A 25957-nucleotide genomic window follows, 5' to 3' on the forward strand; every position below is an offset into this window, starting at 1 on the left:
TCAGCTTTGCATAAAGGGGATGACCGCGGGAACTGCTGCTCGGATTCAGGGCGCAGATGTCTTGCGGTGGCGGCCTTGAGGATGACGGCGATTTAGGACGTCCCCGCAGAATCGTCACAATCGCGGCAGACAATAGCGCACCCTTTTCTTTTGAACCGACATCAGATGAACAAATCCCTAGCCGCTCTGGCGCTCGTCGCTCTTTGCTCCACCGTCCAGGCGGCTCCGGCATCCGATGCCGACGACGGCTTTCTCACCGGCAAGTTCTTTCGCAGCGGCAGTGAAGCGATGCGCGCCGCCTACGTCATCGGCATGCTCGACGGCTTCTCTTACTCGACGGCGCTCGGCGCGCCCGATGCGAAGATCGAGAAACTGCGTCACTGCATCAGCGGCATGAATGCCAATACCAAACAGGTCGGCACCATCGTCGATCAATACCTCGACGCCCATCCGGAATCGTGGGGCGAGAAGATGCAGCCGATCGTCTTGCGCGCCATGCGTCAGGCTTGCTCGGCGCATGGCCTCGCGCTCGACTGAAACGCCGTCAGGCGATAGCGCTTCCCGTCTGCAATACAAAAAAATGTCCCGCTGTCTGTCGTCCATCAGGACGACGTATAGCGGGACATTTCAGTAAACCTGACGCGTAAAAACTATGGCGATGAATTTAGTGGCCAAAATAAACCGAACGCGAGCCAGCGAACGCCGATGCAGTAGCGGCCGGAGCGCCCGATTCCGACGAACCGCCTGCTACGCCACCGACGCCACTCGTCGAGCCATTCCGGGCGGCAACCTGCGCTTCAGCGGCCTGGATCTGGTCGGGATAGCTGGCGTGTCCGCCACCCGGACGATAGCCGGTGCTTTCGAGTTGGACCAGTTGGCTGCGGACTTCCGCGCGGCTCAACGGCTGATTCGATTGAGCGAACGAAGCGACCGGTGCGGAAAGGACAACAGCAATAGCGACAGCCTTGATAAGCGATTTCATGGTAACGACCTCCAGTGATTGTTTTTACGGCACTGCAAACATGTTTGTGTGCAGCCAGTGATCACAGTGTAGAAAAGCATTCACCCAGGGTAAATACCTAAGATTTGAAATCACTTTTCCTGCAAATCGCACAATGGAAAAGTTGTGCGAATATGACGCAATATGGGCGGGCACGGAAACTGCTGTTAAGCTAACGGTACCTTTCCTGGAGCATACCTATGAAGAAGATTTGCATCGCTGTAGCCGTCGCCGCAACCACCCTGTTCGCCACGGCACCGGCATTCGCGGATTATTATCACCATCATCATTGCCATTGGGCCTGGCACCATCACCATCGGGTCCATGTCTGCAACTAATACGCATGACGGATCGGTGAGGTAAGGCAAGGCGTTCGCCCGATAATCGGGCAAACGCCGGCTGATACCCGTCTCCATATCCGAAGGTTTTTCGCGCCATTAAACGAGACAATCGGTGTAAAAAGGCCTAGAATTTTTCGGCAAGCTGCGGCAAGCATTAACCGCCCAATGCCAAAGCCAACACCGGAGGTCGAGCATGACTGCGCCGCAAAAACTCTATGGTGTGACGCTGAAACCTCGCGCCAAACTCCCTCCCCGCAAGCTGATTGAAACCCCGGCTTCTGAAACGCATCCGGATCTGCTGGAAGCGGTTCGCCGCGCCGTGATCGAGCAACGCGAAATGGCCGAGCGGCCGTCCCCGCATTAAACCGTTTGAATTGATTTGCCGGATTTATCGCAGCCCGCTTCGAGCGGGCTTTTGCACGTAAAGGGTCGAAAATGGCGTGTGAATAAACCGCTCAATAGCGTCGCCGTCGACTTACCCGGCGCAGCGCGAGCCCACCCATGATCATGCCGGCGATTCCCGCCAGCGCGCCCACCAGGCTGGCGATCACCGTCACGTAATTGGTCCATCCCGTCGTCGTTGCGGGCGGGCTGGCGAGCGGCGCCGCCGCGATCACCGCAGGCGCCGGCACAGAGACGCTAGCCGGCGGCGCTTGCTCCGGCAGCGGCGACGTCGTCACCGAAGGCGTCTGCACGGTCGATACGGCCGCGGATTGCCCGGGAGCCGCATACAGCCCGGTCGCGAGCGCCATCGATGCGGCGGGCGTGTTCTGAGCGATATCCCCGGCCAATGCGGGCGCGCCATGCAGCGACACCAGCAACATGGGCAGCGCCGCCACGAGCGGGCGCGCAAATCCGACGGGATGCCGTAAAGCGTCCGAGGCGCCCGGTCCGATGAGCGAGTCGTCGCTGAAAGACAGACGGACGATAGTCGAAAGGCTGGCCATCCGGTCACTCCGGTAGGAATTCGATCGACTGATTGTAACGACTACCGGACGTCGCCCTGATTACATGAATGAAATCGACGCGCGTCGCGGTAATGTGAAATCCGTTCGCCTCGTGTCTTTGGCGTCGCGAGTCCAGAAAGCAACTGCCCCGCTACCGCACGTTTTCTGCGCGATAGCAGGCCAGTTTCACGCAGCGCAAGTTATTGAAATCGCATGTGGCGAAAAACCGCGGCCAAAGCGTCGCTCAACAATCCGCCTTAATACTCAATGATCAATCTTAACCAGGCGCCAAACCGGTCAATGCCGCGGCCGACGAATTACCGCGCGCCTGCCGCCGACGAACCGCTCACCGCGCCACCGACACCGCTCGTCGCGGCGTTCTGAGCCGCCACCTTAGCTTCAGCGGCCTGAAGGTCGGCCGGATATTGGGTGTCGTTCGAGTTGGACGGGTTGTAACCTGCCTTTTCCAGCTGGATCAGTTCGTTACGGACTTGAGCGCGCGTCACGGGCTGATTCGACTGGGCGAACGAAACAATCGGAGCAGCGATAACAGCAGCGAGTGCAACAGCCTTAATAAGCGATTTCATGATAACTACCTCCAGAACTTGTTTTTAGCGAGGCCGCAAGCAGGTTTGTTTGCAGCCGGTAAAGACAGTCTAGAGATCGGGCGACCTAGGGTAAATACCTAAGTTTTGAAATCACTGTTTCTATAAATCTCACAATCAGAATAACTCCTGCTCGTGAATAAGCGCGCCCGGCGCGGCGCAGCCAGCCCTATGCCATCACGGCCGTTTTCAGCGTAGCAATGTCACGCCGCGGCGGCGCGCCAAACATGCGCGTGTATTCGCGGCTGAATTGCGACGGACTTTCATAACCCACCTGGTACGCCGCCGCCTCCGCGTTCGCCTGGCCCGCCACCATCAGATTGCGGGCCTGCAGCAGGCGCATCTGCTTTTGATACTGAAGCGGCGTCATCGACGTCAGCGCCTTGAACTGCCGGTGAAATGCCGACGGGCTCATCTGCGCCACGGCGGCCAGGTCTTCGATACGCACGGTTTCGGTAAATTGATCCCGCAAGGCATGGATTGCATTCACGACGCGCTGCGCGTGACCGTTGGCCAGCACCATCCGCGCGACTTCGTTGCCGTCGGGGCCGGTCAATAGCCAATAGCAGATTTCCCGCATGATCAGCGGCGCGACAATCGGAATGGCCTGCGGCGTGTCGAGCAGACGCACGAGGCGCAGCACGCAGTCGCTCAGCGGGCCTTCGAAGTCGGTGACGAATACGCCGTGTCCAAACGGGTCTTCGGGTGTGGGCGGTGAGTCGAGGCGCTCCATGACGTCGCGCGCGACCGCCAGATCGAACTCGATCACGAGACCGAGGAACGGCTCGGCGGGACTCGCGTGTGCCACCCGGCTGAGCGCGGGCATCTCGACGCTCACCACGAGCGCTTGTCCCGCCCGGTAGTCGTAGCGCCGATCGCCAAAGGTGGTCCACTTGGCCCCCTGCACCACGACACAAAGCGCCGGCCGCATGATCAGATGAGACGGCGGCCGCTCATGATCCGCGCGCAGAATCGCCATGCCGTCGATGGCGGTCAGGATGGGATTGGACTGCCCGGCGTGCTGGTCGGTATAGCGCTTGACGGCTTCGAGCAAGGCATTTGACATGAGAACTCCCTTCGCATCGGCATGGGTGCATGTTACCGCCGCTTGCGCCGGCAAATGAGCCGCCTGGCAGGATCAGGCAAGAACGGAGGCAGTTCGGGCATTCAGCGGCGCGAGCGGGCGGCATAAGCTGGCTGTTCCCTATCGAATCCGGAGTGCAGCAATGACAGCAGGACAAACAGCAGATACCACCAGGAAGATCGCCATCGTCACCGGCGGCAGTCGCGGCCTGGGGCGCAACACGGTGCTCCATCTGGCGAAACGGGGCGTCAGTTCCATCTTCACCTACCGCGCCAATCAGGCCGAAGCCGATGAGGTCGTCAGCCTTGTGGCGCAAGAAGGGCAACGGGCCGTCGCCTTGCCGCTCGATACGGGCAAGGTAAGCGCGTTCGATCCATTCGTGGCGCAGGTCCGCGAAGCGCTGACGCAACTGGGCGCCGAGCGTTTCGACTATCTCGTCAACAACGCCGGCACGTCGCATCACGTGGCAATCGAGCAAACCACCGAGGAAGAACTGGACAGTCTCTACCACGTCCATTTCAAAGGAGTGTTTTTTCTGACGCAGAAGCTGTTGCCGCTCATTCAGGACGGCGGCCGCATCGTCAATATTTCGTCGGGGCTCACGCGGGTTGCCGTGCCGGGCAGCGCGTCGTATGCATCCATGAAGGGCGCGGTCGAAGTGCTGACCCGTTATCTCGCCAAGGAGCTCGGCCCGCGCCGGATCGCCGTCAACACGGTGGCGCCCGGCGCCGTCGCCACCGATTTCAGCGGCGGCATGGTGCGTGACAACCCGGAGGTCAACAAACGGGTGGCGGAATGGACGGCGCTCGGCCGTGCGGGCGTACCCGACGACATCGGCCCGATGATCGCGTCGCTGCTGGGCGAGGACAATCGCTGGGTCAACGCGCAGCGCATTGAAGTCTCAGGAGGGATGGTAATCTAGCGCCTGCGCGGAGTCAGGCGTGATGCGTGATGCGGCTCAGTGTTTCGGGCGGCTGAATTCATAACCACGACGGCGCTGCATCTCGCCGATCACACGCCGGCGCGCCGACTCGCGCCGGTAGTGGCCTACCGCGAAGATCAGCGCAAACAGCAAAACCGAAAACCCTACGGCGGTGGTCAAAACAGTTGCGTCCATGACGGCCTCTTGTCAGGTGCTGCGCCCAGCCGCAGCGGCGTTCCAATTACTGCCCACACCCACAACAACCTGCACGGCGCACCTGCGAAAAGCGCTGCCTGGCAAACCAGGCCAGCCTCTCTGGCGAGAGCCGACCTGCCTGATACTGGCGCGCGCTGTGGACAGCGCCCGCCTCACAATCTTCCAGCTACTCGAGTCGTCCGGCCCCGCGGTGGCGCATCATAACGGCACACCGCGCTGCACAACACACCTCACAGCGCGGCGCGCAATCACGCGCCGTCGCGGCCGGCTACGCTTACTGCGAAACTGCGCGCTGGCCCGCTTGCGACGAGCCGTTGCTGCCCGAACCATAGCTGGCCGAGGCACCCTTTTCGGCGGCGATGCGAGCTTCAGCCGCCTGGATGTTGGCCGGATAGTGGTACCAGTCATGCGGGTTGTAGCCAGCCTGCTCGACGCGAACCAGGTCGGCGCGCACTTCAGCGCGGGTCAACGGCTGGTTCGATTGCGCAAACGCCGCTAGCGGCGCGGCGATCAGTGCAGCAATAACTGCGGCTTCGATAAACGACTTCATGATGACGACCTCTGGTATCTGTTTCTGCGTTGCCAACAACCACCCTGGTTGCGGCAGATGGACACAGTCTACGGATTCATCGACCTAGGGTAAATACCTAGACGCCGAAAACACTGTTGCCGAAATCGTCATAATCGCGGGACCAAGGTGCGGATACGCCGTAACCCCGCGGAAAGTCGCTGTCCCCAAATCTCTTTTTGCGAACTGTGGGCTACGCCACGTTCATCTGAAAAATGCCCGTCTAAGATGGCTGCTAGCAAAATTCCGTCGAGTTCCGCCATGCGCTACCCGTTCGACATCGCCGTCGCGTATGCCCTGCTGCTGCTCGTCATGTGCTGCATGGTAAATCTGACCCTTTCCTGAGCGACGCTTCATCCGGGCTGGCTTCATACGCCTGGCTTCATACGCCGCAACCGTCCCGCCGCCTTGCCTCCTCGTCATCCCACCTTGCTGTCACGCGCGCGCCCATGCGACAGTGATACAAGAAAGACCGCGTCGCGGCCCTTGGCGACGCGGACAAGACCGGGAGACGCACCATGAACCTGATCCTCTGGCGCCACGCCGAGGCCGAAGAAAACGCCCCGAGCGACCTCGCCCGTCAGCTGACTGTGCGCGGCCGCAAGCAGGCGCAAGCCGTGGCCAAGTGGCTGCGCGCCCGCCTCGACGAGGATGCCGTGATCCTCGCCAGCCCCGCCGCGCGCACCATCCAGACCGTCGAAAGCCTGACCGATCAATACCGCGTGGTGCGCGAACTCGCGCCCGGCGGCAGCGCAGCCGACGTGCTCAACGCCGCCGGCTGGCCGGAAGGCATCGCGCCGACCGTGCTGATCGTCGGCCATCAGCCCACTCTGGGACACGTCGCCGCCCAACTGCTCGCCCAAAGCAGCGCGAGCTGGCCGCTCAAAAAAGCCGGCGTATGGTGGCTCGCAAGCCGTGAGCGGGACGGCGACGAACAGGTGGTGTTGCGCGCAGCCATCGGTCCCGATCTTTTGTAAAACAACGAAACGCAAATTACGCGGGCACCTTACGGACCGTCATCTAATGGTCACGACGCTGCCACGCGAGCGTCACCGGGCGTTACTACATTGGCGAAAAAGCGAAATCCTCCTTTTCCGCCTAGGACGCCCACATGCAAGATCTGCCGACGTCTTCCCTGCCGCTCGCTTCGACCCTCGAGACGCGCCGTCGGCTGCCGCGCGCCGAGGAAACGGTCACCGCGCAACATCGGCTGCAGGTGGCCTGGGCGCGCACCGACGAAGAGCTTCGCGAAGCGCAGCATCTGCGCTATCGCGTCTTCGCCGACGAAATGGGCGCCCGCCTGACCGGTCCCGCGGGCCTCGACGTCGACGCCTTCGATCACTATTGCGACCACCTGCTGGTGCGCGACCTCGACACGCTGAAGGTGGTGGGCACCTATCGCGCGCTGCCGCCGCACCAGGCGGCACGCATCGGGCGTCTCTATGCGGAGAGCGAATTCGACGTCTCGCGTCTTACGCACCTGCGCCCCAAAATGGTCGAAGTGGGCCGCTCGTGCGTGCATCCGGACTATCGCAGCGGCGCGGTGATCATGTCGCTGTGGGGCGGACTCGGCGCGTACATGCTGCATAACGGCTACGAAACCATGCTCGGTTGCGCCAGCGTGGCGATGGGCGACGGCGGCCACTATGCGGCGAATCTGTACTGCGCACTGCGCGACAACGCGCTGACGGCGCAGGAGTACCGCGCGTTTCCGCACACGCCGCTGCCCGTCGAAGAACTGCAAACCGGCGCGGACGTCGCACCGCCGCCGCTCGTCAAAGGTTATCTGCGGCTCGGCGCGAAAATCTGCGGCGCACCGGCTTGGGATCCTGATTTCAACACCGCCGATTTTCTGACGCTGCTGCGCCTGTCCGAAATCAACGCACGTTATGCGCGTCACTTCCTGGGCGATGCCTTGCCGGTTTAAGCCGAAGCACAACGATCAAGCACTACGGGGGTAGTTGCCAATAAAACAGCCCGGCGGAGCGTGTGCTCCGCCGGGCTGTTTCCTTTCGCTGCGCCCCTTCGATATGCCTGAAGACGGCGGATCGTCAGTCGTCCGTATAAACGACGCGATACGGGATGCCGACCTTCTCCCATTCCGCCGCTTCCTGGATCAGGCTGTAATCGGTAAGTGGATTGTTCGCCACCCACTCCTTGGGCAGGCGCACTTCATAGCCATTATTCGCACGCGAGACGGCGATGCCCGGCAGGCCCACGTCGGCACGGCGCCGGCACAGCAATGCCGCGAGACGCAGACAGAACAGCAGCGGCCATTCCACTTCACGCGTTTGCGACAGCTTGCCGAGCTTGCCCGCATGACCGAGCACGAGCGCCGCCAGACGCGCCTGATCGGTGCGCGAGAAACCGGGCATGTCCGCGTTGCTGGCGATATACGCCGAATGCTTGTGATAGGCGCTGTGCGAGATCGACAAACCGATCTCATGGAGCGACGCCGCCCAGCCCAGGAACATGCGGTTTTCGGCGCGCCGCTCCGAATCCGGCTCGGCAAACTGGTCGTAGAAACTCACCGCCAGTTCGCCGATGCGCCCGGCCTGCGCGCGATCCACACCATAGCGGCGCATGAAGCCTTCCACCGTGACCGTGCGCATGTCTTCGTGCTGCGAACGGCCCAGCAGGTCGTACAGCACGCCCAGACGCAAGGCGCCGTCGGTGGTGTCGACATAATCGACGCCCAGTTCGTCGAACACCGCGAGCATGATCGACAGACCGCCCGCCAGCACCGGAATGCGATCGCCTTTGAGCGCCACCAGTTTCAGGCGATTGACGTTTTCGGCCTTGATCAGCGCGCGCTTCAGCCGTTCAAGGCCGCCGCGCGAAATGCCGTGCGTGATGCCGGGGTCGTTGAAACCGTTCGCTTCGACCAGTTCCGCCAGCGCGCGCGCCGTGCCGGACGAACCGATGGCCTGCTCCCAGCCGGTCTTCTTGTACTCGTTGGAAATAATCTGGATTTCGCGGCCGGCCGCGAGTTCAGCCTGGCGCATGGTGTATTCGTCGACATTGCCCGCCGGGAAGAAAGTCCGGCTATGGCTCACGCAGCCGATATACAGGCTCTCCATCTTGATCGGCGTGTAATGCGAGCCGATGATGAATTCCGTGGAACCGCCGCCAATATCGACCACGAGCCGTTTGCCGGGACTCGCCGGCACCGAGTGCGCGGCGCCTGCATAAATCAGACGAGCCTCTTCGCGCCCGGCAATCACTTCGATCGGAAAACCCAAGGCAGCCTGTGCCTCGCCGAGGAACTCGCCGGCGTTTTTGGCGATCCGCAGCGTGTTGGTGGCCACCGCGCGCACGTGATCGGGATGGAAATCGCGCAGCCGTTCGCCGAAGCGTTTGAGCGCGTCCCAGCCGCGCACCTGCGAGGCGCGGTCGAGCATCTTGTCGCTCGACAGGCCCGCCGCGAGCCGCACCGGCTCGCGTAACGCGTCGACCTGATAGATCTGGCTGCCGGCATCGGTTTCTTCGACCCGTCCCACGATCAGACGAAAGCTATTCGAGCCGAGATCGACCGCAGCGAGAAGTTGTGGAGTGTTGACCATCGATTGAGCGGACTCCATACGCGCAAGCGCAGCCAGTTTGTTACCGGCTCCGCCGTTTAAAGCCCCCATTTTAAGCGTACCCGACCTCACGATGTAACCTTCGCGGTGAATGCCTGCGTTATGGACCCATATGGTCCCACGATTATTACGTCATATTTACGACATAAGCCGCGCCACTCGAAAGTTTATAATTTGTAAATTGTCATAAGAGCTTCATCATACTGTGAGAATTTCCGAGCGTCTTTCGTCGTCCCTACCTGACCTTCCATTCTCGCCGCCGATGTCCACCCGCTACCCCCTGTTGAATCGCGAACTGGGCATCCTGGGATTTAACGAGCGCGTGTTGGCGCAAGCCGCCGACCCCGCCGTGCCCCTGCTCGAACGCCTGCGTTTCATCTGCATCACCAGCAGCAATCTCGACGAATTCTTCGAAGTCCGAATGGCCGGTTTGCAGGAGCAGATGCGCGACAACCCGGGCGCGTTGTCGCCGGATGGCATGTCCTTGCAGCACGTGTACGACCTCGTGGTCGAGCGTGCGCAGAAGCTCGTGCATCGCCAGTACCGCATGCTGCACGACACAGTACTCTCTGCGCTCGAACAGGAAGGCATTTATTTTCACGGCACGGAAGCGTGGAACGAAGCGCAGACCGAATGGGCGCGCAATTATTTCTTCGACGAACTGCTGCCCGTCCTGACGCCGATCGGCCTCGATCCCGCGCATCCCTTCCCGCGAGTGCTCAACAAGAGCCTGAACTTCGTCGTCGAACTGGAAGGCAAGGACGCGTTCGGCCGCCAGGCGCTGATGGGCATCGTGCAGGCGCCGCGCGCCTTGCCGCGGCTCGTGCGCATGCCGCAGGAACTGTCGGGTTATCCGCATGGCTTCGTGCTGCTGAGCTCGCTCTTGCAGCGTTTCGTCGGCGAGCTGTTTCCAAATCTGGTGGTGCGTAGCTGCAACCAGTTCCGTATTACACGCAACAGCGAACTGTTCGTCGATGAAGACGAAATCACCAATCTGCGCGTCGCGCTGCAAGGCGAACTGCCGGCGCGGCATCTGGGCAACGCGGTGCGCCTCGAAGTGTCGGCGGATACGCCCGCGCATCTGGTGCGGCGCCTGCTCGACGAAAGCAGCCTGTCCGATAAGGATTGCTACTTCGTCAACGGCCCCGTCAATCTGGTGCGGCTGATGCAGTTACCGGAGATGGTGGACCGGCCCGACCTGAAATTCGTCCCGCATATTCCGTCGATTCCGCCGCAGATCGCCAATAGCGCCAGCCTGTTCGACGTGGTCGATCAGGGCGACGTGCTGCTGCATCATCCTTACGAGAGCTTCCAGCCGGTGCTCGAACTGCTGCTGCAGGCCGCCAAAGACCCGAACGTGATGGCGATCAAGCAGACCATCTACCGCACCGGCACCGATTCGCCGCTGATGGACGCGCTGATGCAGGCCGCGCGTAACGGCAAGGAAGTCACTGTCGTGGTGGAACTGCTCGCGCGCTTCGACGAAGAGACCAACATCAACTGGGCGGCGCAGCTCGAAGCGGTGGGCGCGCACGTCGTGTACGGCGTGGTGGGCCACAAGTGCCACGCGAAGATGATGCTGATCGTGCGGCGCGTCGCCGAACACGGCAAGATGGTGTTGAAGCGCTATGCGCATCTGGGCACCGGCAACTATCACCCGCGCACGGCACGCCTTTATACCGACTTCGGCCTGATGACCTCCGACCAGAAAATCTGCGAAGACGTCCACCATGTGTTCCAGCAACTCACCGGCATCGGCGGCGAACTGAAGCTGCACGAGTTGTGGCAGTCGCCGTTCACGCTGCATCCGAAACTCGTCGAGGCGATTCGCGCCGAGGCGGAGCACGCGCGCGCCGGCAAGAAGGCACGCATCGTCGCCAAGATGAATGCGCTGCTCGAACCGACTGTGATTGCTGAGCTGTACGAAGCGTCGATGGCGGGCGTGAAGATCGATCTGATCGTGCGCGGCGTGTGTTCGTTGCAGCCGGGCGTGCCGGGATTGTCGGAGAACATCACGGTGCGTTCGATCGTCGGGCGCTTTCTCGAACATCACCGCATCTTCTACTTCTACAACGAAGGCAAGGAAGACGTGTACCTGTCCAGCGCCGACTGGATGGATCGGAACTTCTTCCGCCGCGTCGAAGTGGCGTTCCCGATCAACAATCGGCGCCTGAAACGGCGCGTGATCGCCGAAGGCCTGTCAGCCTTCCTCGGCGATAACCAGACCGCGTGGCTGATGGCCAGCGACGGTCATTATCGGCGCCGCCGGCCAGGTAAATCGTCGCGCAATGCGCAGATGAGCCTGCTCGGGAAGTTCTGTTCCTGATGCAGGGCGGCCCTCGCGATTCGCTCGGGCCGCCCTGCAGTATCCAGGCTGGAAATAAAAAAACCGCCTGAAAAAGGCGGTTTTTTGTTGGGCCAGCGGTAACGCGGGTCTAAGCCGTCAAGCCGGCGCCGGCTGCCGCCGCGCCGTGCGGAACACCGGAAAGCGCACGGTGAACGTGCTGCCGCGCCCCTCTTCGCTCTTCACTTCCAGTTGCGCATCGTGCCGTTGCAGCACGTGCTTGACGATCGCCAAACCGAGACCGGTGCCGCCGGTGTCGCGCGAACGGCTGCGGTCCACGCGATAAAATCGTTCGGTAAGCCTGGGAATATCCGCGGCGGGAATGCCGAGACCGCTATCGGTGACGGAAAAAATCGCGTTGCCGCCGCTCGCCTGCCATGTCACATGAATCTTGCCGCCGTCCGGTGTGTAGCGGATCGCGTTGGTGACGAGGTTGCCGAGCGCGCTGAGAATCTCCGTTTCGACGCCGGTCACGGTGAGCCCTTCGTCCGCGTCGAAGCTGATCACGTGATGATCCTTGGAGAGATTCTCCGCGTCGTCGCGCAGATGCCGCAGCACGGCACGCATGTCGATCATCTGGTCGCTCGGCGGCTTGTTGTCGCCTTCCAGCTTGGCCAGCACCAGCAAATCGTTGACGATATGCCGCATGCGCCCCGCCTGCTGCTCCATCAATTCGAGGTAGCGGGCGCGCTCGGCTTCGCTCAGCGGCAACTCGCGCATCGTCTCCAGAAAACCGGACAACACGGTGAGCGGCGTTTTCAGTTCATGCGAGACGTTGGCGACGAAGTCGCGCCGCATCGCGTCGGTGCGTTCGAGTTCGGTGATGTCCTGCGACAGCACCAGCTTGCGGTTCTCTCCATACGGAAACACCTGCACCGACAGCACGTTCTGGCGCTTCTCGCCCATCCCGCGCATGATCAGCATCTGCTCGTAGTGGTGCGAATTCAGATAGCGCACGAAGTCGGGATGACGCACGAGGTGCGTGATGTGCTGACGCAGATCGCGCTTCGCATCGAGTCCGAAATGCACCTCGGAGATCGCGTTGCACCACTCGATCTGGTCGTGGTCGTCGAGCATCGCCACGCCGTTCGGCGACGCCTGGATGGCCTGAATAAAGCGCGAATGCTGCTGTTCCACCTGGCGCACCTGGGCATGCCAGCGCTTCGCGAGCTTGTGCAGCCGGTAATAGATTTCGCCCCAGATACCCGGCGCGCTCGGCACTTCGCCGTAGACCGGCGCATCGAGCAGGCGCCACAGACGCTGCTTATGGAAGGTGCTAAAGACGCTCTGCGCGAGCAGCACGAGGATCGCGACGATCAGTGCCGTCTTGACGCTGACGAACACGCCAAGCAACGCGCACAGAACAGCAAGCAGCACGACCGACACAATGGAACGCGCCCAGATGATGTTCATGTTCTAGCGATCGAAGAGAAGACGATACGCGCCGCAATCGATGCCGATCGATGCTTGCAGCGCGGGAGTGCCAACGGTGCTAACCGTATCCAGCCTTAAGAGCAAGCCGGGTGGATGGACTACCCAGCCTGCATACAACAGCGTGTTACGCGCTCTTGGCGAGCCGGTAACCGCTGCCCCGAACCGTTTCAATCATAGCATCGCACCCCGCCGGCTTGAGCGCGGCGCGCAGACGCTTGATATGAACGTCCACCGTGCGCTCTTCGACGAACACGTGGTCGCCCCATACCTGATCGAGTAGTTGCGTGCGGCTATGCACGCGCTCCGGATGGGTCATGAAGAAGTGCAGCAGACGGAACTCGGTCGGCCCGAGATCGAGCTTGATCTCGCTACCTTCCGCGTGCGCCGCGACCCGATGGGTAGCCGGATCGAGCTTCAGACCGTTGATCGCCACCACGTCCTCGGTCAACTGCGGTGCGCGGCGGCGCAACACCGCCTTGATGCGCGCCATCAGTTCTTTCGGAGAGAACGGCTTGGTGACGTAGTCGTCCGCGCCGATTTCGAGGCCGAGCACCTTGTCCTGCTCATCGCCACGTGCGGTCAGCATGATGATGGGAATGTGCTTGGTCCGCTCGTTGTTGCGCAGATCGCGGGCGAAGGCGATGCCTGATTTGCCCGGCAGCATCCAGTCGAGCAGGACGAGGTCGGGCAGTACATCGCTGATCAGGTTCTGCGCCTGCTCCGCGTTATAGGCGCGGATCGGGCAATGGCCCGCGTGCTGAAGATTGACCGAAATCAGTTCTGAAATCGCGGGCTCATCTTCAATGACGAGAATGCTGCTAGGCATCGGCACCTCTTGACCTTTATGCAGGGGTTAACTAAGTGCTTCGCGTTCGAGCGCGTCGCGCGACTTGTGCCGCACGTCGGTACCCTTGACGATGTAGATGATGAATTCAGCGATGTTCTTCGCGTGGTCGCCGATCCGCTCGATCGCCTTGGCGATGAAGAGGAAATCGAGGCCCACTGAAATCGAGCGCGGATCTTCGGTCATGTACGAAATCAGCTTGCGCACGAAAGCGCGGAATTCTTCGTCGATCGCCTTGTCGTCGCGCACGATCTGCGCGGCCGCCACCGTATCGAGACGCGCGAACGCATCGAGCGCACGGCGCAGGATCGACACCGCCATTTCGCCGGAGAGTTTGATCTCGGCGATATTGATGGTGCGCGAGGCGCCGTCTTCCATCAGGCGCTTGGTGCGCTTGGCGATTTTTTCCGCTTCGTCGCCGGCGCGTTCGAGATTCGTGATGGTCTTCGAAATCGCGATCAGCAGGCGCAGATCACGCGCGGCCGGCTGGCGGCGCGCGATGATGTTGCTGCACTCTTCGTCGATATCGACTTCCATCTTGTTCAGACGCTCTTCGGCGGCGATAACCTGCTCGCACATATCCAGGTCGAATTCGTTGAGCGCCTGCATCGCGTTGACAATCTGCGATTCAACCAGGCCGCCCATTTCGAGGACCTTCGACGAGACCAGGTTGAGGTCGGCGTCGAACTGGCTTGAGAGGTGTTTGTCGGACATGTCGTGCTCCCTTATGGTGCTCGCCGGAGTTAACCGAAGCGGCCGGTAATGTAATCCTCGGTTTCCTTGCGGACCGGCTTGATGAAGATCTTTTCGGTATCACCGAACTCGATCAGCTCGCCGAGGTACATGTAGGCAGTGTAGTCCGAACACCGTGCGGCCTGTTGCATGTTGTGGGTGACGATCACCACGGTGTAGTCGCTCTTCAGTTCTGCGATCAGTTCTTCGATACGGCCCGTCGAAATCGGGTCGAGCGCCGAGCACGGTTCGTCGAGCAGCAGCACTTCCGGACGGATCGCAATGCCGCGCGCAATGCACAGACGCTGTTGCTGGCCGCCCGAGAGGCCGTAGCCGCTCTGACCGAGCTTGTCCTTCACTTCGTTCCAGAGCGCCGCCTTGGTCAGCGCCCATTCGACGCGGTCGTCCATTTCCGAGCGCGGCAGCGTTTCGAACATCTTTACGCCGAATGCGATGTTGTCGTAAATCGACATCGGAAACGGCGTCGGCTTCTGGAACACCATGCCGATCCGCGCGCGCAGCAGCGAAATATCGCGCTTGGAGGTCAGCAGGTTTTCGCCGTCCATCAGGATCTCGCCTTCAGCGCGCTGCTCCGGATAGAGCGCGTACATCTTGTTGAAGGTGCGCAGCAACGTGGACTTGCCGCAACCCGACGGGCCGATGAACGCGGTCACCTTGCCTTCCGGAATGCGCAGGTTGATGTTCTTCAACGCGTGGTACTTGCCGTAGAAGAAGTTGAGGTCGTTGACCTCGATCTTCGGCTGCGCCGACGCTTGGGCACTGTCGCCCTGGGCGGGGTCGAAACCGGCGGGCGCGGTGGGACGCGCGATCGGATTGAGTTGAGTTTCTGCCATGTTCATCGGATTACTCCGCCCTTACTTTTTCGAAAAGATCGTACGCGCGAGGATATTCAATCCCAGCACCCCGAGCGTGATCAGGAACACGCCGGCCCAGGCAAGCGATTGCCACTGCGGGAAGGCGCTCATCGCAAACTGATAGATCGTGACCGGCAGGTTTGCGACCGGCTGGTTCATGTTCAACGAGAAGAACTGGTTCGACATGGCGGTGAACAGCAGCGGCGCCGTTTCACCGGCAATCCGCGCGACACCGAGCAGCACGCCCGTGATGATGCCGGCCACCGACGCCTTCAACGTAATCGACATCACCATCTTCCACTTCGGCGTGCCGAGTGCGAAAGCGGCTTCGCGCAGGGCGTTCGGCACCAGCTTCAGCATGTTTTCGGTAGTGCGGATCACGATCGGAATCTGCAGCAGCGCGAGCGCGACCACCCCGGCCCAGCCGCTGAAGTGACCCAGCTTCGAGACGAACAGCGCGTAGACGAACAGGCCCACCACGATCGACGGCGCCGACAGCAGGATGTCGTTGATAAAGCGTGTGACGGCGGCAAGCCAGCCCTTCTGGCCGTATTCCGCGAGATACACGCCCGCCAGAATGCCGATCGGCGTGCCGACGAACGTCGCCAGCGAAATCAGCATCAGACTGCCGACGATGGCGTTGGCGAGACCGCCGCCATCGGTGTTCGGCGGCGGCGTCGACTGCGTGAACAGTTCGATCGACAAACCGCCGATCCCGAGACGCAGCGTCGTGAACAGAATCCATACCAGCCAGATCAGACCGAAAGCCATGGCCGCGAGCGAGAGCGTCAGCGCAATCGCATTCTTCACGCGGCGGCGGCCCTGCAGTTTGGTCCGCATGGCCTCCAGAACTTCGGCGTCGTCCGAACCGGGAATATTCAGGGTGGACTGGCTCATTTCGCGCCCTCCCCTTTTTCGAGGCGAAGCAGCATGATCTTCGAGATCGCCAGCACAAAGAAAGTAATCACAAACAGGATCAGGCCCAGTTCCATCAGCGCCGAGGTGTGCAGGCCCGGTTCCGCTTCCGCGAACTCGTTGGCGAGCGCCGAGGTAATACTGTTGCCCGGCGAAAACAGCGAGACGTTATCGAGCAGGTTGGTGTTGCCGATCACGAAGGTCACCGCCATCGTTTCGCCGAGCGCGCGGCCGAGGCCCAGCATGACGCCGCCGATCACGCCGCTCTTGGTGAAGGGCAGGACGATCTTCCACATCACTTCCCAGGTCGTGCAGCCGATGCCGTAAGCCGACTCTTTCAGCAGGACCGGCGTGACTTCGAACACGTCGCGCATCACCGAGGCAATGTACGGAATGATCATGATGGCGAGGATCACGCCCGCACACAGGATGCCGATACCGATGGGCGGCCCCTGGAAGAACGCGCCGATAAAGGGAATGCCGCCGAGCACCGTGCCGAGCGGCTTCTCGAACCAGGTCGCGAAGATCGGCGCGAACACCAGCAGGCCCCACATACCGTAGACGATCGAAGGGATCGCAGCCAGCAGCTCGATGGCGATACCGAGCGGCCGGCGCAGCCACGCGGGCGCCAGTTCAGTGAGGAACAGCGCGATGCCGAAGCTGACCGGCACCGCAATGACGAGAGCAATGATCGACGTCGCAATCGTGCCGTAGATAGGCACCAGCGCGCCGAACTTCTGGCTGGGTGGATCCCAGTCCGCGGTCCACAGGAAGCTCAGACCGAATTGACGCATCGACGGCCAGGAGGCGACGATCAGCGAAAGGATGATGCCGCCGAGCAGCAGCAACGTGATGATCGCGGCGAGGCGCGCGAGGCCACCGAAAATAACATCGCCGGCGCGACTCGGCGCTTTCTGCTGCGCCGTGCGGCCGGACGTGCTCGACACGAGGGGGATGTCGGACATAAGAACCTATGCACCTGTGACCATATGCTGCATGACACGACGCCATGCAACCAGTACTAGAGCCGCCCCGCCTCACATGAGGCGGGGCGGCTTGTTGCTACGCGCTAACGCTTATTCGGCGACCGGCTTGCCCGAAGCGTCCTTCACCTTGTCTTTCCATTGCGACTTGATTTGCGTCACAACCGATTCCGGCAGCGAGATGTAGTCGAGGCTGTCAGCAGCCGGCGTACCGTTCTTGAATGCCCAGTCGAAGAACTTCAGCGTTTCGGCGCCTTGCGGTGCCTTGTCCTGCGTCGTGTGCAGCAGCACGAACGTTGCGCCGACGACCGGCCATGCGTCCTTGCCCGGCTCGTTCGTCAGGATCTGGTAGAACGACTTCGACCAGTCCGCGCCAGCAGCCGCGGCCTTGAACGTTTCCGTCTTCGGCTCAACCACGTTGCCGGCCGAGTTCTTCAGGTCGACGTAGACCATCTTGTTTTGCTTCGCGTATGCCCATTCGACGTAACCGATCGCGCCCGGCAGACGTTGCACGAAGGCTGCGACGCCGTCGTTGCCCTTGCCGCCCGTGCCCGTCGGCCAGCTGACCGTTGCGCCTTCACCGACCTTCGACTTCCAGTCCGCGTTGACCTTCGACAGGTAGTTCGTCCAGATGAAGCTGGTGCCCGAACCGTCGGCACGGCGGACCACGGCGATATCCGTATCCGGCAGCTTTGCCTTCGGGTTCAGCGCGGCGATTGCCGGATCATTCCACTTCTTGATCTTGCCCAGGTAGATGTCGCCGAGCACTTCGCCCGACAGCGTCAACTGGCCCGGGGTCACGCCCGGCAGGTTCACCACCGGCACCACGCCGCCGACCACCGTCGGGAACTGGAACAGGCCGTCCTTGGCCAGTTCGTCGTCTTTTAGCGGAGCGTCCGACCCTGCGAAGTCGACCGTCTTGGCGATGATCTGCTTGATGCCGCCCGACGAACCGATACCTTGATAGTTGACCTTGCCGCCGCCCGACTTCTGGTAAGCGTCAGCCCACTTCGTATAGATGGGTGCTGCAAAGGTGCTGCCCGCGCCGGTAATGTCGGCGGCTTGCGCTGCGATCGCGAAGAGCGCGCCAGCCATGCCAGCGAACGCGGTTTGCATCAATTTCATGAGACCTCCAGTGGTGTGAGCGGATTACACGACACCGCGAAGAATAGGGTCTCTTTGTGACAGTAACGTGACGAACCGTGAATGAAGCGTGACAGTAGGGTTACTGTCGTGAAAGGCTTTGACGGCAATTGAAAGCTGGCGTGACGAAGCGCCGGGCGACCAGATACAGATTAGATGAAAAACAGGTAGCGCGAGCGTTTGCACGCTAATGAAGGGGGTCTGGAAGGTGTTGCGGAGAAAATGGAAGGTTTTCGTAAGTACGCTAGATTTTGGCGGCAATGCGCGGTGCGTCTTTTTAGGGGCTGTTGGGCATCTGAGGGGACGGAAGTGCCGCGGCAATTGGCCGCAGCACCTCATTACATTTAAATTACATTTCGACTCTCAGGCCGTGGCCTGTTTGACCACTGCGGCGATGGTCTCGGCGTGATGAACCGCGTCGTCCACGCGCTGAGCCTCGACCATCACACGCAGCACCGGCTCGGTGCCGGAAGCGCGGATCAGTACCCGGCCATGGCCATCGAGGGCCGATTCGGCCGTGCCGATCGCGCGGCGGATCGCCTCGCTGCCCTTCCAGTCCGCGCCCGGCTGCATGCGCACGTTGATCAGCTTTTGCGGGAACAGCGTCACGCCTTCGAGCAGTTGCGCGAGCGTCTTGCCGCTGCGCTTCATCGCCGCCAGCACCAGCAGCGAGGAGACAATGCCGTCGCCGGTGGAATGCCGGTCGAGCGAGAGGATGTGCCCCGAGCCTTCGGCGCCGAGCTGCCAGCCGTTCTCGCGCAGTTGTTCGAGCACGTAGCGGTCGCCGACGGCGGCCCGCACGAACTTCACGCCGGCGCGCTGCAACGCCACTTCGACGGCCATATTGGTCATCAGGGTACCCACCGCCCCTTCTACCTTGCCGTCGGTCTGGATGCGGTCTTTGACCAGCACGTACAACAGTTCGTCGCCGTTGTAGAGGCGGCCCGCGGCGTCGACGACCTGCAGGCGGTCGGCGTCGCCGTCGAGCGCGATGCCGAGATCCGCGTGGTTGGCCCGCACCGCGCGCACCAGCGCGTCAGGGGCGGTGGCGCCCACGCCGTCGTTGATGTTGAAGCCGTTGGGCGCCACGCCGATCGGGATCACGTCCGCGCCGAGTTCATGGAACACGTGTGGCGCGATGTCATAAGCCGCGCCGTGCGCGCAATCCACCACCAGCTTCATACCGCGCAGGTCGAAGGCGGCCGGAAAGGTGCTTTTGCAGAATTCGATATAGCGGCCGGCGGCGTCGTCGAGACGGCGCGCCTTACCAAGTTGCTCGGATGCCGCGCAGTTGAGCGGCTGGTCGAGCTGCTCTTCGATTTTCAGTTCGACTTCATCGGGCAGCTTGTCGCCTTGCGCCGAGAAGAACTTGATACCGTTGTCGTAATACGCATTGTGCGACGCGCTGATCACGACGCCCGCGGCCAGCCGCAGCGCGCGCGTGAGATAGGCGATGCCCGGCGTCGGCATCGGGCCGGCCAGCATGACGTCGACGCCCGCGGCGGAAAAACCCGACTCGAGCGCGGCTTCGAGCATATAGCCCGAAACGCGCGTGTCCTTGCCGATCAGAACCGTGGGGCGTTGCCCGCTACCGGCCCAGCGATCACCGCCCGCCAACACCTTGCCTGCGGCATAACCGAGCCGCAAAACGAAATCGGGCGTGATCGGCGCGTCGCCGACCTTGCCGCGAATGCCATCGGTACCAAAAAAACGTCGTGCCATCGTGTAGTTATCCTCTCTTTTCGAAGGGTCAGCCGTGACGCATCGCGTCACGCATGGCTGCCCAAACCTTTAATGCGTCAACGGTTTGCGCGACGTCGTGGACGCGCAGTATGGCGGCGCCCCGCTCGGCCGCGCATACGGCGGCGGCGACGCTCGCGGCCAGCCGCTCGGGCGCGGCACGGCCGGTCACCGCGCCTAGCATCGATTTACGCGACATGCCCGCCAGAATCGGAAACGGCGCGGCGGCAGGTTCGCCGCGCGGCGCCGTGTCCGGCAGGTGCGCCAGTAATGCGTAATTGTGTTCTACCACGGCCTTGCCGAACCCGAACCCCGGATCGACGCTAATACGATTTTTCGCAACGCCGGCTTCGATTAGCGCCGTTATCCGCTCTTCCAGGAACTCCCGAACTTCGCGCACGACGTCCTGATAAGCCGGCTCGCCCACCTGCATGGTCTGCGGTTCGCCGAGCATGTGCATCACGCACAGGCCGCACTGGCTGTCTTGCACGGCGTCGATGGCGCCCGGCATGCGAAAGCCCCAGATGTCGTTGACGAGATCCGCGCCGGCCGCGACGGCGTGGCGCATCACTTCGGGCTTGTAGGTATCGATAGACAGCGGCACCTGGGCGCCGCGCAACTGTTCGATGAGCGGAATCACCCGCTCCAGTTCCTCGTCGAGCGGCACGGGCGGCGCGCCGGGACGCGTCGATTCGCCGCCGATGTCGATCAGGTCAGCGCCGTCGAGCATCATCCGCTCGGCCTGACGCAGCGCGTCGCCGCGCATGGCGAACTTGCCGCCGTCGGAGAAGGAGTCGGGCGTGACATTGAGAATGCCCATCACCAGCGGGCGCTCGAAGCTCAGCGTGAAGCGTCCGCATTGCAGCGGCTCAGGTAGAGGAAAAAGCGTGGGTGCGGCGTTCGACACGTTACGGGCCATACGGACAAGCTAATGGGATCAACGCAAAGGGAGCCAATGCAAAACGGGCCGGTGTGACTTCACACCGGCCCGCGTTTGAGACGTGGCTTCGATCAGGCCGGAGCAGTCGCGCTGCCCGGCTTTACTTCGCTACCCGCGCTGCCACCCGACGAAGCGTCGGTTGCCGGCGGCGGCGAGCTCTTCGGAGCGCGCGGCGGACGACCGGCCATGATGTCGTTGATCTGATCGGCGTCGATCGTTTCCCACTCCATCAGTGCCGCAGTCATGGCCTCGACCTTGTCGCGGTTCTCGTCCAGCAGGCGCTTGGCGAGGTTGTACTGCTCATCCAGCACGCGGCGGATTTCCGCGTCGACCTTCTGCTGCGTCGCTTCCGAGATGGTGCGGGTGAAGCCGCGGCCAAACGGCGTAGCGTCGTTTTCGTCGTCGACGTAGACCATCGGTCCGAGCGCGTCGGTCATGCCGAAGCGGGCCACCATGGCGCGGGCCGTGGCCGTTGCCTTGTTGAAGTCGTCCGACGCGCCGGTGCTGATCAGGTTCAGGAAGAGCTCTTCCGCCACCCGGCCACCGAACAGAATCGCCAGACGATCCAGCAGATAGTCCTTCGAATACGTTTCGTTGTCGTGCTCCGGCAACTGCCACGTCACACCCAGTGCGCGACCGCGCGGGATGATGGTGACCTTGTGCACCGGATCGGCCTTCGGCAACAGCTTGGCGATCACCGCGTGGCCCGACTCGTGATACGCCGTGGCACGCTTCGATTCCTCGCGGATCACGGCCGACTTGCGCTCCGGACCCATGAAGATCTTGTCCTTGGCATCTTCGAAATCGATCATTTCAACGATGCGCTTGCCGCGGCGTGCCGCGAACAATGCCGCTTCGTTCACCAGATTCGCCAGATCGGCGCCCGAGAAACCCGGTGTGCCGCGTGCGATCACGGCTGCGTCGACGTCGTTCGAGATCGGCACCTTGCGCAGGTGGACTTTCATGATGTGCTCGCGACCGCGGATGTCCGGCAGGCCGACATACACTTGGCGGTCAAAACGGCCCGGACGCAGCAGCGCCTTGTCCAGCACGTCCGAACGGTTCGTAGCAGCGATCACGATCACGCCGGAATTCGCTTCGAAGCCGTCCATCTCGACCAGCATCTGGTTCAGCGTCTGTTCGCGCTCGTCGTTACCGCCGCCCATGCCGGCGCCACGGTGACGGCCGACCGCGTCGATTTCGTCGATGAACACGATGCACGGCGCATGCTTCTTGGCCTGCTCGAACATGTCGCGCACCCGCGCCGCGCCGACACCAACGAACATTTCCACGAAGTCCGAACCGGAAATGCTGAAGAACGGTACTTTCGCTTCGCCCGCGATAGCGCGCGCGAGCAGCGTCTTACCGGTTCCCGGCGGCCCGACCAGCAGCACGCCGCGCGGGATGCGCCCGCCGAGCTTCTGGAATTTCTGCGGATCACGCAGGAAGTCGACCAGTTCGGAGACTTCTTCCTTGGCTTCGTCGCAACCGGCGACGTCGGTGAAATTGATTGCGTTGTTGTTCTCGTCGATCAGACGTGCGCGGGATTTGCCGAACGAGAACGCACCGCCTTTCCCGCCCCCCTGCATCTGTCTCATCATGTAGAACCAGAATCCGATAATCAGGATTGTGGGTCCGAGGTAATACAGCGCGGATACAAGCGCGTTCGGTTCGTCATCGGCCTTGCCGCTCACCTGAACGCCATACTTCATCAGGTCGCCGACCATCCAGATGTCGCCGGGCGACACGATCTGGTATTTCTGGCCGTCTGCTGGAGTGACCGTGAGGTTACGCCCCTGAACGATGACGTTCTTGACCTTGCCGTTCTTTGCGTCATCCATGAACTGCGAATAGGAAACGCCTTCCTGGACACGGGGCTTATCGAACTGCTTGAACACCGTAAACAGCACCAGTGCGATAACCAGCCACACTGCTGCCTTCGAAAACATATTGTTGTTCAAAGCACCACTCCTTCACTCATAGACGGGCGCCTACATTTGCCTTGCGGCACCACTAAAGCATTCTAATCCAGACCGCAGACCCCTGCCATAACCAATCTCTACCACAGAAATAGCCTGGGAGGCCGTCCAGTGCCTCTTTCCGCCAGATCCAGGACTTGAAAAGGTCGAGGAACGCCCGCCGGGCAACCCAACTAGGCGGGCCGTTTCAGATGCTTACCCAAAATAAAAGTTTCGGACGATTTGTCCCGCGAGGCTTTGGGCTTGCGGGCTGCCACCGTCTTAAACTGCTGCTTGAACTTTTCGACAATCTGACTGTAACCGCTGCCGTGAAAGCATTTGACTAAAAGGGCGCCATCCGGCTTCAGGTGATTCTGCGAAAATTCCAGCGCGAGATCGCATACATGCTCGATTCGCGCGGCATCCGCCAGCGCCACTCCCGACAGGTTGGGCGCCATATCCGAAATTACAAGGTCGACCTGACGCTCGCCCACCAATTCTTCGAGCTGATGCAAAACCGTGTCCTCGCGGAAGTCGCCCTGAATAAAGGTGACGTCGGCAATCGGCTCCATGGGCAGCATGTCGAGCGCAATGATCGTGCCGTCGATCCCGCCTTCGCGCGTGTCGTCCCGTCTGGAACCCTGCGCCAGCTTGTTGCGGGCGTACTGGCTCCAGCTACCGGGCGTCGAGCCCAGATCGACGATGACCTGGCCGGGACGGATCAGCTTGTCCTGTTCGTCGATTTCCTTCAGTTTGTAGGCTGCGCGGGCGCGATAGCCCTCCCGCTGCGCCAATTTCACATAGGGATCGTTGATGTGATCGTGCAGCCACGACGTGTTGAACTTGTTTTTTGCCATTAAACGTTGAACTCTTGCTGCGTAATGCAGCGCTTTTAGCGGATAATACGCGTTTAATTCGCGTGGCCGCGCTCCACGGGTCAATCACCCGGAGACCTCGGCCGCGATTCTGTGTTGTTCTGACGCGCCGCCCTGCTCGATCGACCGAAGCAATCGGAACTGCAGGCGCCGCCATTTTAGTCGAGTCTCCCACTTTCCATGCCAGCCCTTAAAGTCTCTTCCGATCAACGCGCCGAGTTGCGCTCCCAGGCACACGCGCTCAAACCGGTGGTGCTCATCGGCGCCGAGGGGCTGACCGAGGCCGTGCTGGCCGAGATCAAGGTCCACCTGGGCGCGCATCAACTCATCAAGATCCGCGTATTCGGCGACGAACGCGAAGAACGTCTGGCGATCTACGAACAGATCTGCGACACGCTCAACGCCGCGCCCATTCAGCATATCGGCAAGCTGCTGGTGATCTGGAGGCCCGAAGGCACAGCCAGGCCGGCCGCCACTCGCGCCAAACGCGGTGAGCTGCCCGGCATCAAGCGCGGCGAACTGCCGAGCGCCCGCCAGGCAGCGGCCGAAGATGCCAAACCAGGTAAAGGCCGCGCTCCGCGCGTGGTGACGGTGGTCAAGCCGTCGGAAATCCCCATGCGCAAGCCGAAGCCCAAAAAGGTGGTGGTACGCGGCAACGAACGCGTGACCCAGGGCGGCAACGTCAAGCGGGCCAAGAAACGCCAGGCCAGCGCGAAGCGTCCGCATCAGTCGGTGAAATAATTCCTGGTGTTACACGGCTGCGGGCGCCTTGCCCGCAACGCCGTGCCAGGCGGTGGCTCGTTGAGGCCTATTTAACCCGCCACACCCTTGCCGGCCGCGCCTCGCGCACCTTCCTGCCCGGCCACGCCGGCGCCTGCGGCGGTAGGCAGCTTCCACACCAGCGCGATCGCCAGCAGGCTCTCGATCAGATAAAACAGACTCGACACGCCGTGCAGCACGCCAAAGCGCGTGGCATCCGGCGAATGAGCGACGTCCGTTCCCGCTTCGAGCGCGGCCACACGAATGGCGTTCATGAACGGCTGCAGCGCGAAGTAACCGAGCAGCACACATACCAGCATCGCGGCAATCAGCCAGCGCAGGCGGCGATAGGCGTCATTACCACGCCGAATCAGCCCATTGGCGAGCACCAGCAACAGCACGCCGCAGATCACACCCAGCACGCCTTCGATGCGAAACAGTTGTGCCGCCACCGCGCCGGCCGAGATCCGGTCGAGCGCCGTAAACAGCACGGGCGCCACCGCATAGCCGATGGTGAGCAGACTGCCGACCCACACCACGGTCAGCAGCCGAAACACCCTATGGGGCACTGACGATACCTGGGTAGACGCCGGATTAGACACCTGGGCGCCCTCAGACGTAGCTGACCGCGATGATTTCGTACTCGCGCACGCCGCCCGGTGCCTGCACCGACGCCACGTCGCCTTCCGACTTGCCGATCAGAGCCCGTGCAATGGGCGAGCTGATGGAGATCAGGCCGTGCTCGAGGTCCGCTTCGTCGTCGCCGACGATCTGATATTTCACCGAAGCGCCCGATTTCAGGTCTTCCAGCTCCACGGTAGCGCCGAACACGATGCGGCCGTCCGCGTCCACCGCGGCGGGATCGATAATCTGCGCGCCGGCCAGTTTCGACTCGATTTCCGCAATGCGGCCCTCGATAAAGCCCTGCTTCTCTTTGGCAGCGTCGTACTCGGCGTTTTCCGACAGATCGCCTTGGGCACGCGCTTCGGCGATCGAGTTGACAACCGCCGGACGTTCAACCGATTTCAGGTGCTGCAGTTCGTCGCGCAACTTCTTTGCGCCACGCGTCGTCAATGGAATAGTGCTCATAAACAGCTCTAGTGGCAAAAAAACGGCCGTAAAAAAAATCACCGCGGTTAAGTGCATCCCCG

Annotated in this window: 27 protein-coding genes; 7 read left to right on the top strand and 20 right to left on the bottom strand. The window is 61.8% G+C overall.

Annotation, left to right across the window (positions count from 1 at the left end; all coding sequences use genetic code 11):
* The first annotated feature begins 165 nt into the window (after positions 1-165).
* Entirely contained in the window at positions 166-537 is a 372-nt protein-coding gene (locus tag FQ755_RS21185; RefSeq protein WP_144156729.1) for a Rap1a/Tai family immunity protein, read from the top strand.
* 127 nt (positions 538-664) lie between these two features.
* On the opposite strand, the gene FQ755_RS21190 is transcribed toward FQ755_RS21185, so the two are convergent.
* Positions 665-982, bottom strand: coding sequence for a DUF4148 domain-containing protein (locus FQ755_RS21190; RefSeq protein ID WP_144156730.1), 318 nt, complete (start codon positions 980-982; stop codon positions 665-667).
* A gap of 552 nt (positions 983-1534) precedes the next feature.
* Here FQ755_RS21190 and FQ755_RS37555 point away from each other — a divergent pair.
* Entirely contained in the window at positions 1535-1705 is a 171-nt protein-coding gene (locus tag FQ755_RS37555) for a hypothetical protein (RefSeq protein WP_186308615.1), read from the top strand.
* 91 nt (positions 1706-1796) lie between these two features.
* On the opposite strand, the gene FQ755_RS21195 is transcribed toward FQ755_RS37555, so the two are convergent.
* The 3 genes from FQ755_RS21195 to FQ755_RS21205 all read right to left on the bottom strand — a co-directional run bounded on the left by FQ755_RS21195 (position 1797) and on the right by FQ755_RS21205 (position 3959).
* Positions 1797-2288 carry a hypothetical protein gene (locus tag FQ755_RS21195; RefSeq protein ID WP_144156731.1) on the bottom strand — a complete coding sequence of 164 codons (492 nt, stop codon included), beginning with the start codon at positions 2286-2288 and terminating at the stop codon, positions 1797-1799.
* A gap of 317 nt (positions 2289-2605) precedes the next feature.
* Positions 2606-2875, bottom strand: a complete 270-nt coding sequence (locus FQ755_RS21200) for a DUF4148 domain-containing protein (RefSeq protein WP_144156732.1) — start codon at positions 2873-2875, stop codon at positions 2606-2608.
* 187 nt (positions 2876-3062) lie between these two features.
* Positions 3063-3959: an AraC family transcriptional regulator gene (locus tag FQ755_RS21205; protein WP_144156733.1), complete on the bottom strand. Its 897-nt coding sequence runs from the start codon at positions 3957-3959 to the stop codon at positions 3063-3065.
* A 160-nt stretch (positions 3960-4119) separates the two neighbouring features.
* Here FQ755_RS21205 and FQ755_RS21210 point away from each other — a divergent pair, with 160 nt between their 5' ends.
* On the top strand, positions 4120-4899 hold the full coding sequence (locus tag FQ755_RS21210) for an SDR family NAD(P)-dependent oxidoreductase (RefSeq protein ID WP_144156734.1): 780 nt from the start codon (positions 4120-4122) through the stop codon (positions 4897-4899).
* Positions 4900-4935: 36 nt separating this feature from the next.
* On the opposite strand, the gene FQ755_RS37560 is transcribed toward FQ755_RS21210, so the two are convergent.
* Positions 4936-5094: a hypothetical protein gene (locus FQ755_RS37560; protein WP_186308616.1), complete on the bottom strand. Its 159-nt coding sequence runs from the start codon at positions 5092-5094 to the stop codon at positions 4936-4938.
* 295 nt (positions 5095-5389) lie between these two features.
* Entirely contained in the window at positions 5390-5665 is a 276-nt protein-coding gene (locus FQ755_RS21215; RefSeq protein WP_144156735.1) for a DUF4148 domain-containing protein, read from the bottom strand.
* A 536-nt stretch (positions 5666-6201) separates the two neighbouring features.
* Here FQ755_RS21215 and sixA point away from each other — a divergent pair.
* Both sixA and FQ755_RS21225 read left to right on the top strand, forming a co-directional pair.
* Positions 6202-6660 (top strand): phosphohistidine phosphatase SixA, encoded by a 459-nt coding sequence (gene sixA / locus FQ755_RS21220; protein ID WP_144156736.1) that lies wholly within the window; start codon positions 6202-6204, stop codon positions 6658-6660.
* A 134-nt stretch (positions 6661-6794) separates the two neighbouring features.
* The gene (locus FQ755_RS21225; protein WP_144156737.1) at positions 6795-7610 is read left to right on the top strand and encodes a GNAT family N-acetyltransferase; all 816 of its coding nucleotides are present in this window, start codon (positions 6795-6797) and stop codon (positions 7608-7610) included.
* A gap of 124 nt (positions 7611-7734) precedes the next feature.
* On the opposite strand, the gene FQ755_RS21230 is transcribed toward FQ755_RS21225, so the two are convergent.
* Complete coding sequence (locus tag FQ755_RS21230) at positions 7735-9315, bottom strand: Ppx/GppA phosphatase family protein (RefSeq protein WP_260858742.1); 1581 nt, start codon at positions 9313-9315, stop codon at positions 7735-7737.
* 211 nt (positions 9316-9526) lie between these two features.
* Between FQ755_RS21230 and ppk1 the strand changes: the two genes are divergently transcribed.
* Complete coding sequence (gene ppk1, locus FQ755_RS21235) at positions 9527-11590, top strand: polyphosphate kinase 1 (protein WP_144156739.1); 2064 nt, start codon at positions 9527-9529, stop codon at positions 11588-11590.
* Positions 11591-11707: 117 nt separating this feature from the next.
* Here ppk1 and phoR read toward each other — a convergent pair whose 3' ends face one another.
* The 11 genes from phoR to FQ755_RS21290 form a co-directional block, all read right to left on the bottom strand.
* Complete coding sequence (phoR, locus tag FQ755_RS21240; protein ID WP_144156740.1) at positions 11708-13021, bottom strand: phosphate regulon sensor histidine kinase PhoR; 1314 nt, start codon at positions 13019-13021, stop codon at positions 11708-11710.
* 145 nt (positions 13022-13166) lie between these two features.
* A complete protein-coding gene (phoB, locus tag FQ755_RS21245) occupies positions 13167-13868 on the bottom strand; it encodes a phosphate regulon transcriptional regulator PhoB (protein WP_006051991.1) in 702 nt (233 codons plus the stop codon).
* Between the two features lie 27 nt (positions 13869-13895).
* Positions 13896-14600, bottom strand: coding sequence for a phosphate signaling complex protein PhoU (phoU, locus tag FQ755_RS21250; RefSeq protein WP_144156741.1), 705 nt, complete (start codon positions 14598-14600; stop codon positions 13896-13898).
* 29 nt (positions 14601-14629) lie between these two features.
* Positions 14630-15478, bottom strand: a complete 849-nt coding sequence (gene pstB / locus FQ755_RS21255) for a phosphate ABC transporter ATP-binding protein PstB (RefSeq protein WP_144156742.1) — start codon at positions 15476-15478, stop codon at positions 14630-14632.
* A gap of 15 nt (positions 15479-15493) precedes the next feature.
* A complete protein-coding gene (gene pstA / locus FQ755_RS21260; protein ID WP_144156743.1) occupies positions 15494-16390 on the bottom strand; it encodes a phosphate ABC transporter permease PstA in 897 nt (298 codons plus the stop codon).
* Positions 16387-17373: a phosphate ABC transporter permease PstC gene (gene pstC, locus FQ755_RS21265; RefSeq protein WP_144156744.1), complete on the bottom strand. Its 987-nt coding sequence runs from the start codon at positions 17371-17373 to the stop codon at positions 16387-16389. Before pstC ends, pstA begins: the two co-directional genes overlap by 4 nt.
* 111 nt (positions 17374-17484) lie before the next feature.
* Positions 17485-18516 (bottom strand): phosphate ABC transporter substrate-binding protein PstS, encoded by a 1032-nt coding sequence (pstS, locus tag FQ755_RS21270; RefSeq protein ID WP_144156745.1) that lies wholly within the window; start codon positions 18514-18516, stop codon positions 17485-17487.
* Between the two features lie 381 nt (positions 18517-18897).
* Complete coding sequence (gene glmM, locus FQ755_RS21275; protein ID WP_144156746.1) at positions 18898-20256, bottom strand: phosphoglucosamine mutase; 1359 nt, start codon at positions 20254-20256, stop codon at positions 18898-18900.
* A 28-nt stretch (positions 20257-20284) separates the two neighbouring features.
* Positions 20285-21193 (bottom strand): dihydropteroate synthase, encoded by a 909-nt coding sequence (folP, locus tag FQ755_RS21280; protein WP_144156747.1) that lies wholly within the window; start codon positions 21191-21193, stop codon positions 20285-20287.
* 92 nt (positions 21194-21285) lie between these two features.
* Positions 21286-23175 (bottom strand): ATP-dependent zinc metalloprotease FtsH, encoded by a 1890-nt coding sequence (ftsH, locus tag FQ755_RS21285; RefSeq protein WP_144156748.1) that lies wholly within the window; start codon positions 23173-23175, stop codon positions 21286-21288.
* 191 nt (positions 23176-23366) lie between these two features.
* Entirely contained in the window at positions 23367-24029 is a 663-nt protein-coding gene (locus FQ755_RS21290; protein ID WP_144157100.1) for an RlmE family RNA methyltransferase, read from the bottom strand.
* A 198-nt stretch (positions 24030-24227) separates the two neighbouring features.
* On the opposite strand from FQ755_RS21290, the gene FQ755_RS21295 reads away from it, so the two are divergent.
* Entirely contained in the window at positions 24228-24788 is a 561-nt protein-coding gene (locus FQ755_RS21295; RefSeq protein WP_144156749.1) for a YhbY family RNA-binding protein, read from the top strand.
* Positions 24789-24859: 71 nt separating this feature from the next.
* On the opposite strand, the gene FQ755_RS21300 is transcribed toward FQ755_RS21295, so the two are convergent.
* Both FQ755_RS21300 and greA read right to left on the bottom strand, forming a co-directional pair.
* Positions 24860-25375: a DUF4149 domain-containing protein gene (locus tag FQ755_RS21300; protein ID WP_144156750.1), complete on the bottom strand. Its 516-nt coding sequence runs from the start codon at positions 25373-25375 to the stop codon at positions 24860-24862.
* A gap of 43 nt (positions 25376-25418) precedes the next feature.
* Complete coding sequence (greA, locus tag FQ755_RS21305) at positions 25419-25895, bottom strand: transcription elongation factor GreA (protein ID WP_074263878.1); 477 nt, start codon at positions 25893-25895, stop codon at positions 25419-25421.
* Between the last annotated feature and the right edge of the window lie 62 nt (positions 25896-25957).

Origin of the sequence: Paraburkholderia sp. BCC1885 (assembly GCF_900996235.1) — a bacterium.
Taxonomy (GTDB): Bacteria; Pseudomonadota; Gammaproteobacteria; order Burkholderiales; family Burkholderiaceae; genus Paraburkholderia.